This window comes from Pedobacter aquatilis (assembly GCF_032678405.1).
Classification (GTDB): domain Bacteria; phylum Bacteroidota; class Bacteroidia; order Sphingobacteriales; family Sphingobacteriaceae; genus Pedobacter; species Pedobacter aquatilis_A.
Genome location: NZ_JAVTSJ010000007.1, coordinates 123,623 through 135,554 on the forward strand (window position 1 = coordinate 123,623; position 11,932 = coordinate 135,554).

Genomic DNA, 11,932 nt, shown 5'->3' on the forward strand with positions numbered 1-11,932 from the left:
TAAAAAGATAATAAAGTAAAAATAATGAGCACTAATCACAATACAACAAATAGTACTTCTCCGTCAGTTATGGCAGGGCAAGGCCGTGTTGTGATTTTGGGTGCGGGAGAAAGCGGTGTTGGTGCAGCAAAGCTCGCGAAGCAAAAAGGATTTGATGTATTTGTATCTGATTTCGGTGTAATAACTGATAAATATAAATCAGCACTCGAAAAGCTAGGGGTTCCTTTTGAATCGGAAAAACATACAGAGGCTTTAATTTTAAATGCTTCAGAAGTAATTAAGAGCCCGGGAATTCCCCCATCCGCTCCGATTATTAAAAAACTGGTAGCACAAGGTATTCCTGTGATTTCCGAGATTGAATTTGCAGGGCGTTATACAGCTGCTAAGATGATTTGTATTACCGGTTCAAATGGGAAATCGACAACCAGTTTGCTTACTTATCATCTTTTAAAAAATGCCGGAATAAATGTGGGCCTCGCCGGAAACATTGGGCATAGTTTTGCCGCCCAGGTTGCCGAAGAATCCTTTGACTGGTATGTGCTGGAAATTTCAAGCTTTATGCTTGATGATATGTTTCAGTTCAAAGCCGATATCGCAGTATTGCTAAACATTACACCTGATCATTTAGATAGGTATGATTATAAAATGGAGAATTATGCAGCATCAAAAATGCGCATCATTCAAAATCAGACAGCCAATGATGCTTTTATCTATTGTGCCGATGATGAAGAAACCTTAAAGGCCTTAAATGGTGTAAAACCATTGGCTAAAACCTATCCCTTTTCAATAATTAAAAAGGTTGAAACAGGTGCTTATTTAGACAATAATACAATACACATCCTTACTGAACCAAATAAAGAATTAACCATGTCAATTTCAGAATTAGCCTTACAAGGCAAGCACAACATTTACAACTCTATGGCTTCGGGAATCGTGGCAAAGGTTTTAGAGTTAAGAAATGATTCCATTCGTGAGAGTATGGGCAATTTCAAAAATATTGAGCACCGACTGGAACATGTTGCTAAAATTTCGGGAATTGATTTTATCAATGATAGCAAAGCGACGAATGTTAATTCTACCTGGTATGCACTCGAGAGCATGACAACAGATGTCGTGTTAATTATGGGCGGGGTTGATAAAGGCAACGATTATGGTATGCTGAAAGACTTAGTGAAAAGTAAGGTAAAGGCAATTGTGTGTTTAGGAAAGGATAATAAACGCATACACGATGCTTTTGAAGAAGATGTAGATGTGATTGTGAATACATTTTCGGCAGAAGAAGCTACGCAGATTGCTTTTCATTTAGCTAAAAGGGGAGATAGTGTTTTGCTTTCTCCGGCATGTGCAAGTTTCGATTTGTTTAAAAATTATGAAGACCGTGGCAACCAGTTTAAAGCAGCGGTAAAAGAATTATAGAAGGAGGTTTTTATATGCTTGAAGCACTACTTAATAAAACAAAAGGCGACAGGTGGATATGGTTAATCATCATCCTGCTTTCGCTTATTTCTGTAATGGCTGTTTACAGTGCCACGGGAACGCTTGCATATAAAAAAGGTGAAGCTGTAGAAAAATTATTGCTAACCAAGCATCTGATTTTTGTTTTGCTCGGTATCGGTATGATTTACATTTCGCATTTGCTGGATTACCGTTATTATGCCGGTATTTCTAAGATTCTGATGATTGTTACGATACCATTATTACTCTATACGCTTATTTTCGGGGCAAATGTAAATGATGCATCACGTTGGGTAAAAATTCCGGTTATTGGCTTAACCTTTCAAACTTCCGATTTGGCCAAACTGGCACTGATTACATTCCTTGCCAGAATGCTGACCAAAAAGCAGGAAAATATTAAAGATGTAAAAGAATCTTTTATCCCGATCATGGGCTCTGTTTGTGTGGTATTCGTATTAATTGCATTAGCGAATTTATCTACAGCATTGATGCTCTTTGGTGTAAGCATTTTGCTTTTAATCATCGGACGGATAAGTATTAAACAGATATCGCTGGTGTGTGTCGGTGGAGCGGTTCTATTATTACTAGTGGTTTTTCTGGGACCAAGGAGAGCTACTTACGCATCAAGGATTAAGTCTTTTCTGCATCCGGAGATGCAGCATTCTGATAAAACTTTCCAGGCAGACCAGGCCAAAATTGCTCTGGCTACTGGCGGTGTATTCGGTAAAGGACCAGGTAACAGTACACAACGCAATTTCCTTCCGCATCCTTATTCGGATTTTATTTTCGCCATTATTATTGAAGAATGGGGAACGTTCGGGGGAATGGTAATTATGTTGCTTTACCTGGTACTTTTATACCGATGTATAAAAATTGTAACACGGGCACCTAAGGCATTCGGCGCACTGCTTGCAGCCGGTCTGAGCTTTAGTTTAACCATACAGGCATTTGCGAACATGGCCGTGGCAGTTGGTTTAGGTCCGGTTACCGGGGTGCCACTACCATTGGTGAGTATGGGTGGTACTTCGATGATTTTTACCAGTGTGGCTTTTGGTATTATTTTGAGCGTAAGCCGCGATGTGGAAGAAAATGTAGCAGGTAAAGCTACTGGTGATAAATCGAAAGTGAGTAATAAAGTAATTGTTGGAGAGATTCCGGCATTTGGATAACGGTTGGTCGTCATTGCGAGGAAGAATGACGAAGCAATCTGTTGAAGATGGTTTAAGATAAAAGAGATTGCTTCGTGTTTCGCAAAGACGGTAAAGAAGCGAAATTCAATAATTAATATAAAAATGAATAATTCCCCAAAAATTATCATATCAGGAGGTGGCACAGGCGGGCATATATTTCCCGCCGTTGCCATTGCCAATGCATTGAAACGTATAGTGCCTGCCTGTGAAATATTGTTTGTGGGTGCAATTGGCCGCATGGAGATGGAAAAAGTTCCGGCAGCCGGATATAAAATTGTGGGCTTAAATATTAGTGGTATTCAACGGGGTTCGATTGTAAAAAATCTTGCCTTGCCATTTAAAGTGCTTGGCAGCGTTCGGGCAGCAACACAATTAATTAAGGAATTTAAACCGGATGCGGTTGTTGGGGTTGGTGGCTATGCTTCTGGACCCTTATTGTATGCTGCCTCTTTAAAGGGAATTCCTTACCTGATTCAGGAACAGAATTCTTATGCCGGGATAACCAATAAATGGTTAGGCAAAAAAGCATCAAAAATCTGCGTGGCTTTTGATGATATGCAGCAGTTTTTTCCTGCAGCGAAGATCCTGAAAACCGGAAATCCGGTGCGTCAGGAGGTGGTCGATATTAAAGGAAAACATTTTTCGGGTGCCGAGCTTTTAAAACTCGATCCGCAGAAAAAAACAATTTTAGTTACCGGAGGAAGTTTAGGTGCCGGAACATTAAATAAAAGTATTGAGAAGCATTTGCCTGAAATTATCAAACAGGATGTACAGGTTATCTGGCAAACGGGGAAGTTTTATTACAAGGGCATAGTAGAAAGGCTTGGTTTGGATTATCATCCAAACGTGCGCATACTGGAGTTTTTGAATAAAATGGATCTGGCTTACGCAGCAGCAGATGTTATCATCAGCAGGGCAGGTGCCGGAACCATCGCTGAGCTTTGTCTCATCCAAAAACCGGTAATCCTGGTGCCTTCGCCAAATGTGGCAGAAGATCACCAAACCAAAAATGCAATGGCATTGGTTAAGAATAATGCCGCTGTGTTGATAAATGATAGCTCAGCTGAAGATACCCTGGTAAGTGAGGCATTAAGGTTATTAAATGATAAAGCCTACAGCCAGGCCTTATCAGAAAACATAGCAAAAATGGCTTTGCCGAAAGCAGATGAGATCATTGCGGCTGAAGTATTGAAATTGATTAAAAAATAAAAGAGAAAAGCGGAAAAAACCGAAGCAGTTTAAAGAAAAAATAAAACCTATAAAGGAAGCTTAAGCTTAATAAAATGGAACTAAGTAAAATAAACAGGGTGTATTTCGTTGGTATCGGAGGTATCGGTATGAGTGCGCTTGCCCGTTATTTTGCTAAACGTGGTCAGGTGGTTTGTGGTTATGATAAAACCCGTACCAAGCTTACTGAAGCGCTCGAACAGGAAGGTATTTTAATTTCTTACCTCGATGAGGCTTCCGCATTACCTTGTGCTTTTCTGGATAACCACGATGATACGCTGGTGGTGTATACACCGGCAATCCCGAAGGATTCAAAAATTCTTAACCATTTTAAAGACAAAGGTTTCGATCTTAAAAAACGCTCACAAGTCCTGGGTATCATTAGTAAGGGAATGTTTTGTATTGCTATTGCCGGCACACATGGCAAAACAACCACTTCGTCTATTGTTGCGCATATTTTGAAAGACACAGGATACGATTGTACCGCATTTTTAGGCGGCATTACCAGTAATTATAATAGTAATGTGCTGTTTGGTAATAATAACGTTGTAGTGGTGGAGGCGGATGAATACGACAGGTCCTTTTTGACTTTACACCCTGATGTTGCAGTGATTACTTCAATGGATGCCGATCACCTTGATATTTATGGCGACAAAAGCCATCTGGAAGAATCTTTTCATTTGTTTGCAGCTCAGCTTAAAGAAGGGGGACATATTTATGCGCATGAAGGTTTGCCCATTGAAAACAGCATGAGTTACGCTGCCAGCACCACTGCCAGCGCCAGGGCTGAAAACATTAGGGTAGAGGAGTCGAAATTTGTGTTCGATTACCAGGATGGAAACCATACCATCAGTAATTTAACACTGATGCTGCCTGGTAAGCATAATGTTGAAAATACGACTGTAGCAATAGCTATTGCTTTACAACTGGGTATTGATCCGGAAAAGATAAAGCAAGCTGTTGCTAATTTCAAAGGGGTCAAACGCAGGTTTGAATATATTGTTAATTCGGATCAGCAGGTATATATCGATGATTATGCACATCACCCGGAGGAGTTAAAAGCTTGTTTTAACGCGGTAAGGCAATTATATCCTGATCGGAAATTAACGGTTGTTTTTCAACCACATTTGTTTAGCAGGACCAGAGATTTTGCAGATGAATTTGCAAAAGTACTCGCAAGCGCAGACGAACTGATTTTACTTGATATTTATCCGGCCAGGGAATTGCCTATTGAAGGTATAAATGCCCAGTATCTTTTAGATAAGATAACATTGGCTGATAAGAAAATAATGGCTAAAAACGACGTATTAGACTACGTTAAACAAACAAAACCTGAACTGATTTTAACGGTTGGGGCAGGAGATATTGATACATTGATTGAACCATTAAAAAATATTTTGAACAATGCTTAAACGAATAAACTGGAGCGCTATACTTACCGGATTTGCGTGGCTGATTAGCCTTGCAGGTGTGGTGGTGCTTTTAAGTTTTATCAACGTTAAAAAGCAAACTGTTAAATGTACCGAAGTGAAAATACTGATTCCCGGTGCCGATAATTTTATCGAAAGGGAAGAGGTTGATCAGATTTTGAGGGAAGATCAGGGTGTTTTGGTCGGTAGAAATCTCGAGCGGATTAATATCCATCAGATTGAACAAAAATTAAGATCTAATCCTTATATCGGTTTTGCCAAGGTATATGCAGATATGGATGGTGTACTTAGGATTGAGATTAAACAACGCCAGCCGATATTGAGAATTCTGAATCTTACAGGTCAGGATTTTTATATTGATAACGATGGATTGAAAATGCCAATATCGCCAAACTTTACGGCCAATGTACTTGTTGCAACAGGCAATATTCAGGAAGGTTTTGGTGTGCGTGTGGATACGCTGCGTACGCAAATGGCACGCGATTTATACAAAACCGCCCAATACATTAAAAAAGATACGCTGTGGGATAACCAGATTGAACAGATTATTGTAGATGGTAAAAATGATATCACACTTATTCCGCGGGTAGGAAACCAAAGGATCATTCTTGGAAGTGCCGACTCGCTGGATAAGAAAATGAAAAACCTGTTAATTTTTTATAAAAAGGCAATGCCTCAGGTGGGCTGGGAAACTTACAGGACAATTAATATTAAATATACCAATCAGATTGTTTGCGAGAAAAGAGATTCTTCACTAATAGCGAAGAGACCGAAAGTACTTTCCAGTGCTGATAGTATAAATATCACCAGGAAAGTTTCTGATTCGCTTATTCGCGATGTGATTGCTGACGCAGTGAAGAGCGGTGAGGTGAAAAAGGAAAAGGTTGTGGAACACAAGGAAGAAAAGCCGGTTATCGCTGCCAAGCCCAAAGCAACTGTAGTTAAAGAAAAACCTAAAGCGGAGCCTTTAAAAACCGAAGTAAAAAAAGCGGAGGTGAAAAAGGAACAGCCTAAAGCTACTGAAGTGAAGAAGGAAACAGCCAAACCGGCAGATAAAAAAACAGAGGTGAAGAAAGAGAAAAGTTTTGCTGAAAAGATGGCAACGGCAAAGACAGCTAAACCGGAAGCAAGCCAGAAGAAAGCCCCGGAGAAGAAGAATAAATAAGTCCCTAGAAAAACAGAATATATAACTCAACAAAATTAACGAATATGGACAAGGCAAAATTTACTAGTCAGTCTCCAATTGTAGTAGGCCTGGATATTGGTACTACAAAAATTTGTGTTATTGTAGGTCGCAGAACACAGCATGGTAAAATAGAGGTCTTAGGAATAGGTAAAGCTGAATCTGCAGGTGTAACCCGTGGTGTGGTTTCTAACATTCAGAAAACTGTCCAGGGTATCGCACAGGCCGTAGAAATTGCCAGCGGGCAATCCAATGTAGAAATACAGGTAGTGAATGTTGGTATCGCAGGTCAGCATATCAAAAGTTTGCAGCACCGTGGTATTTTAACCAGAAGGGAATTAAATAACGAAATCGGTAAAAAAGACATCGATAAGCTTATCGATGATATGTTTAAACTGGTGATGCCTCCGGGCGAAGAAATTATCCATGTTTTACCGCAGGAATTTACCATTGATAATGAGCCGGGTATTAAAGATCCGATTGGAATGGCAGGTGTTCGTTTAGAAGCGAATTTCCATATCATTTCTGGGCAGGTAACGGCTGTGAAAAACATTATTAAATGTGTAAACAATGCAGGGCTTCAAACACAGGATTTAATCCTGGAGCCTTTAGCTTCTTCTGAATCGGTGTTGAGCGATGAAGAAAAGGAAGCTGGTATTGCACTGGTAGATATTGGTGGTGGTACAACTGATATTGCTATTTTCCATGAGGGCATTATCCGTCATACAGCTGTTATTCCTTTTGGAGGTAACAGTGTTACCGAAGATATCAGAGAGGGATGTTCTGTAATGCGTAACCAGGCTGAATTACTAAAAACACGTTTTGGTTCTGCTTTGGCCGAGGAGAATAAAGAGAACGAGATTATCTGTGTGCCAGGATTACGCGGCAGGGAACCAAAAGAAATTTCGGTTAAAAATCTTGCCTATGTAATTCAGGCCCGTATGGAAGAAATCATCGAGCATGTTTACTATGAAATCAAGGCTTCGGGATATGAGAAAAAGCTAATTGGTGGTATTGTGATCACCGGTGGTGGTGCATTGCTTAAGCATTTGAGCCAGGCGGTTGAGTATGTAACAGGTTTAGATTGTCGTATTGGTTATCCAAACGAGCATCTGTCGAAATATGAAGATATGCCGAAGACCATTTATGATGACCTGAAAAGCCCGATGTATGCAACCAGCGTTGGTTTATTGATTAAAGGAATTCAAAAAGCCGAAGAATTAATTGAAGAAATGAAGCAGCCAGGGGTGTTTGTTGAGAAACCTAAAACGGCTAAGGAAAAGGAAAAACGCGGACCAGGTTTATTCGATAAATTGCTTGCAAAAACAAGAACTTTCATTCAGGATGATATGGATGTTAGTGATGAAGATTACTTAAGAGGATAGGTTTTTTTCAACAAAACAGGAGTTTTCCACATTATGAACAGTTGTGGAAAACGTGTGTTGAAAAAGTGTTAATATTACATTTGGTAATGAACAGAATTTAAGAATTTTTAAACAACTGATTCATAAGATTATGCAGTTCGAAATGTTAAAAGATAAGTCATCAATCATCAAAGTAATTGGTGTTGGTGGCGGTGGCGGCAACGCGGTGAACCATATGTACCTGTCGGGTATTACTGGTGTGGATTTTATTATTTGTAATACAGATGCCCAGGCTTTGGAATCTAGCCCTATACCTAACAAGGTACAATTAGGTGCTAGTTTAACTGAAGGAATGGGTGCTGGTTCTATTCCTGAGGTTGGAAAAAACTCAGCCATAGAAAATATCGATGATATTAAAGCCATGCTGGGCAGTACCACTAAGATGCTGTTTATTACTGCCGGAATGGGTGGTGGCACAGGTACTGGTGCAAGTCCGATTATTGCCAAAGCTGCCAAAGAACTTGATATTCTAACTGTAGCCATCATTACCACACCATTTTCTTTTGAAGGTAAGCGACGCAGGTTGCAGGCCGATGAAGGAATGGAGGAATTAAAGAAATATGTAGATTCTTATCTGGTTATTTCTAATGACAGGCTCCGTGAAATCTTTGGTAACCTAACTTTAGGTTCTGCTTTTGGTCAGGCAGATGATATTTTAACTACTGCTGCAAAAGGAATCGCCGAAATCATCACTGTACCAGGCTATATCAACGTCGATTTTAAAGATGTGCGCACTGTAATGAAAGATAGTGGTGTTGCCATCATGGGTAGCTTTGCAGCTGAAGGCGAAGAACGTGCTTTACAGGCTGTGGAAGGTGCTTTGGCTTCTCCACTATTAAAAGATAGTGAAATAGAAGGTGCCCGTTACATCTTGTTGAATATCAGCTCTGGCTTGCGTGAGGTAACCATGGATGAGGTTTCAATCATTACCGATTACATTCAGGAAAAAGCTGGTTTATCTGCTGATTTAATCTGGGGTAACTGTACTGATGAAACACTGAATGATAAGTTATCGGTAACCATCATTGCAACTGGTTTCCAGACTTCGGAAGAACGCGTAATAGAAGAGAAAAACAAAAAGAAAATATCATTGCTTACACCTGAGGAAGCACCTTTGGTTCGTCCGGTTGAGCCTGTAAATTCTTTTATACAACCTAAGGCTGCTCCATCACCTGAGCCAGTTTTAAAAGCTAAAGAAGAAGCGCCTCAGGCAGATTTGTTTGGTGGCATGTTTAATAAAGCAGAAGCTCCAAAATACCAGGAGCCTGAAAATGATATCGTTCGTCACACTTTACTTGAGGAAGAACCTCAGGCAGAAGCACCGGCAGAAACGGGCTTTGAGTTTGAAATCAAGCTTGCTGAAACCGAATTTGTTTTCGAAACACCTGTTGCCGAGATTCCTGCAATGCCTGAACCAGAGCCAGAGTTACCTGTAGTTGGCTTAGATGATAATCAAAGCGACGAATCGGTTGAAGAGCAATTGAAAAAATCAAGAGAACGTATTATGCGTTTAAAAGATTTAAGCATGAAACTTCGTACTACAAATGGTTTGCAGGAACTGGAGAACGAACCAGCTTATAAGCGTAAGCAAATGCAATTGCAGCAAGTTCAGCATTCGTCAGAATCGCAGGTGAGCCGCTTTACATTAAGCAATGATCAGGATGGCGGAACGGAGATCAGACCGAACAATTCTTTTTTACACGATAACGTTGACTAATATAAGCTCAATATGACTAAAAAGCCCCCGATTTTAAACCGGGGGCTTTTTTGGCATTAAATTGGAGTGTTAAAATCAGTTAATTGACTTCGGCTGGACTAATCCAGTTGATTTTAAGCAGGATAAACCGTAAATTCGCCACAATTTCAGTACAATATAAAAACATAATACATTGGATATATTTGATAAAATAGCAAAACACATGGGGCCTCTTGGGCAACACCAGAAATGGTCTCATGGGTATTTCTCATTTCCAAAATTAGAAGGGGAAATTGCACCACACATGCAATTTAAAGGAAAAGAGCACCTGGTTTGGAGTTTAAATAATTATTTAGGTTTAGCTAATCACCCGGAGGTGAGAAAGGCTGATGAAGAAGCGGCAGCTCAGTTTGGTATGGCTTACCCAATGGGTGCCAGAATGATGAGCGGAAACTCAAATTACCATGAGCAGCTGGAGCAGGAATTAGCAGCATTTGTAGGTAAACCCGATGCTTTCTTATTAAACTACGGTTATCAGGGGATGGTTTCGATCATTGATACCCTGGTAGATCGGAATGATGTTATCGTTTATGATGCAGAATCTCATGCATGTATTATCGATGGCCTTCGTTTGCATATGGGTAAAAGATTTGTTTATCAACATAATGATATCGATAGTGCAAGAAAGCAATTAGAGCGTGCTACCAAACTGACTAAAGAATCTGGAGGTGGTATTCTTTTAATTACTGAAGGTGTTTTTGGAATGAGTGGTGCACAAGGAAAACTAAAAGAAATCGTTGATCTTAAAAAAGATTTCGAATTCCGTATTTTAGTTGATGATGCCCATGGCTTTGGTACGATGGGTAAAACTGGTGCTGGTACACACGAAGCACAGGATTGCATTGATGGAATTGATGTTTATTTCGGAACTTTTGCCAAATCGATGGCGGGTATTGGTGCATTCGTTGCTTCAACAGAGGAAATCACCAATTTCTTAAGGTATAACATGCGTTCACAAACATTCGCCAAAGCACTTCCTATGCCTATGGTAATCGGTTTATTGAAACGTCTGGAATTACTAAGAAGCAAACCTGAATTGAAAGATAAATTATGGGAAATTGCTACAACCTTACAAAAAGGTTTACGCGAGCGTGGTTTCGATTTAGGTGTAACCAATTCAGTTGTTACCCCTGTTTTTCTTAAAGGTGAATTAAGTGATGCAACTGCAATTACATTCGATTTACGCGAAAACTATAGCATATTCTGCTCTATTGTAGTGTATCCTGTTATTCCAAAAGGTATGATCGAGTTACGTTTAATTCCAACTGCTGTTCATACTTTAGAAGATGTACAACGTACTTTAGATGCCTTTAGTGAAGTGTCAGAGAAATTGGAAAGCGGATATTATAAAGAAAACCAATTCGCGACAGCATAGGTCGAAAATATATTTTGATAGCCCTCTAATGTGTATTAGAGGGCTTTTTTATTTTGTTTTATTTGTATTTATTTGATTTTCAGGTGTTTGATTGTATTTTGTTAGTGCTAAATGTTTATAAACAGCATTAATGTGGAAAAATAGGCCACTGGAGGCTGTTTTTTGTCTTGTTAAAAATTTTTTTTTTTGGCTAAACCCTTTAAATTAGAGTTACTTAATAAAAACTAAAAACCTAAAAATTTATAGGAGCATTTAAAAATGAAAAAATTCGAAGAAGTTAAAAGTTTAGTTGCAGCTTTGGAAGCTGACGCAGACAAGTTTTATAACAAAGGAAACAGCGCAGCAGGTACCCGCGTACGTAAAGGAATGCAAGATTTAAAAAATTTAGCGCAGGCAATTCGTTTAGAGGTTCAGGATACCAAAAACAAAGCCTAAACGATTAAAAATATTTATTGAAAAAGCTTTCACAATAGTGAAGGCTTTTTTTGTGTCAAGAATTTATAATCATCCAAACAATCTGATTCTACAGCAAATCATTTATTTATCATTGTATAAATAAATGAACTAGGTTCGGGTTTTTGTTTTCGATTTATTCATAATCCTGCGATGAATATGCACTATTCATCTGATGGTGATACCACAGCGTCCGGCCTCCCTTGTATCTTCTTTTTTGCTTATCCTACTTACTCGTTGAATGCTTCTGCATATATATGACTATGGAAGTGATTTTACGGTAATTTTATCATGAGGGCCAATATCTTTGAGAAGGGTATAGGCTAAACCAATTATCATTTTTTAAAATTTTATATTTTCAGTTAATTGTCAATGAATTGAACTGGAATGTTGCGCTTGGAGCTAACTGAGTGCATAATTATTTTTTTTAAACCATCTT

9 protein-coding genes are annotated in these 11,932 nt (G+C 39.2%); all 9 read left to right on the forward strand.

Annotated elements, in window-relative coordinates; genetic code table 11:
* Positions 1–24 precede the first annotated feature (24 nt).
* The 9 genes from murD to R2R71_RS18530 all read left to right on the forward strand — a co-directional run bounded on the left by murD (position 25) and on the right by R2R71_RS18530 (position 11,475).
* The gene (gene murD / locus R2R71_RS18490; RefSeq protein ID WP_316832766.1) at positions 25–1,416 is read left to right on the forward strand and encodes a UDP-N-acetylmuramoyl-L-alanine--D-glutamate ligase; all 1,392 of its coding nucleotides are present in this window, start codon (positions 25–27) and stop codon (positions 1,414–1,416) included.
* 14 nt (positions 1,417–1,430) lie between these two features.
* On the forward strand, positions 1,431–2,624 hold the full coding sequence (locus R2R71_RS18495; RefSeq protein ID WP_316832767.1) for an FtsW/RodA/SpoVE family cell cycle protein: 1,194 nt from the start codon (positions 1,431–1,433) through the stop codon (positions 2,622–2,624).
* 123 nt (positions 2,625–2,747) lie between these two features.
* Entirely contained in the window at positions 2,748–3,854 is a 1,107-nt protein-coding gene (gene murG, locus R2R71_RS18500; protein ID WP_316832768.1) for an undecaprenyldiphospho-muramoylpentapeptide beta-N-acetylglucosaminyltransferase, read from the forward strand.
* 74 nt (positions 3,855–3,928) lie between these two features.
* On the forward strand, positions 3,929–5,284 hold the full coding sequence (murC, locus tag R2R71_RS18505; protein ID WP_316832769.1) for a UDP-N-acetylmuramate--L-alanine ligase: 1,356 nt from the start codon (positions 3,929–3,931) through the stop codon (positions 5,282–5,284).
* Positions 5,277–6,467 (forward strand): cell division protein FtsQ, encoded by a 1,191-nt coding sequence (locus tag R2R71_RS18510; protein ID WP_316832770.1) that lies wholly within the window; start codon positions 5,277–5,279, stop codon positions 6,465–6,467. Before murC ends, R2R71_RS18510 begins: the two co-directional genes overlap by 8 nt.
* A gap of 44 nt (positions 6,468–6,511) precedes the next feature.
* Complete coding sequence (gene ftsA, locus R2R71_RS18515; RefSeq protein WP_316832771.1) at positions 6,512–7,870, forward strand: cell division protein FtsA; 1,359 nt, start codon at positions 6,512–6,514, stop codon at positions 7,868–7,870.
* Positions 7,871–8,000: 130 nt separating this feature from the next.
* Positions 8,001–9,626, forward strand: a complete 1,626-nt coding sequence (gene ftsZ / locus R2R71_RS18520) for a cell division protein FtsZ (RefSeq protein ID WP_316832772.1) — start codon at positions 8,001–8,003, stop codon at positions 9,624–9,626.
* A 172-nt stretch (positions 9,627–9,798) separates the two neighbouring features.
* Positions 9,799–11,040 (forward strand): aminotransferase class I/II-fold pyridoxal phosphate-dependent enzyme, encoded by a 1,242-nt coding sequence (locus R2R71_RS18525; protein WP_316832773.1) that lies wholly within the window; start codon positions 9,799–9,801, stop codon positions 11,038–11,040.
* Positions 11,041–11,298: 258 nt separating this feature from the next.
* The gene (locus R2R71_RS18530; protein WP_010602932.1) at positions 11,299–11,475 is read left to right on the forward strand and encodes a hypothetical protein; all 177 of its coding nucleotides are present in this window, start codon (positions 11,299–11,301) and stop codon (positions 11,473–11,475) included.
* Positions 11,476–11,932 lie beyond the last annotated feature (457 nt).

What these genes read in the sequence shown, in the direction of transcription:
- murD (WP_316832766.1), top strand. Translation starts at nt 25, where the DNA reads ATGAGCACTAATCACAATACAACAAATAGTACTTCTCCGTCAGTTATG.
- murG (WP_316832768.1), top strand. Translation starts at nt 2,748, where the DNA reads ATGAATAATTCCCCAAAAATTATCATATCAGGAGGTGGCACAGGCGGG.
- R2R71_RS18530 (WP_010602932.1), top strand. Translation starts at nt 11,299, where the DNA reads ATGAAAAAATTCGAAGAAGTTAAAAGTTTAGTTGCAGCTTTGGAAGCT.
- murC (WP_316832769.1), top strand. Translation starts at nt 3,929, where the DNA reads ATGGAACTAAGTAAAATAAACAGGGTGTATTTCGTTGGTATCGGAGGT.
- ftsZ (WP_316832772.1), top strand. Translation starts at nt 8,001, where the DNA reads ATGCAGTTCGAAATGTTAAAAGATAAGTCATCAATCATCAAAGTAATT.
- R2R71_RS18495 (WP_316832767.1), top strand. Translation starts at nt 1,431, where the DNA reads ATGCTTGAAGCACTACTTAATAAAACAAAAGGCGACAGGTGGATATGG.
- ftsA (WP_316832771.1), top strand. Translation starts at nt 6,512, where the DNA reads ATGGACAAGGCAAAATTTACTAGTCAGTCTCCAATTGTAGTAGGCCTG.
- R2R71_RS18510 (WP_316832770.1), top strand. Translation starts at nt 5,277, where the DNA reads ATGCTTAAACGAATAAACTGGAGCGCTATACTTACCGGATTTGCGTGG.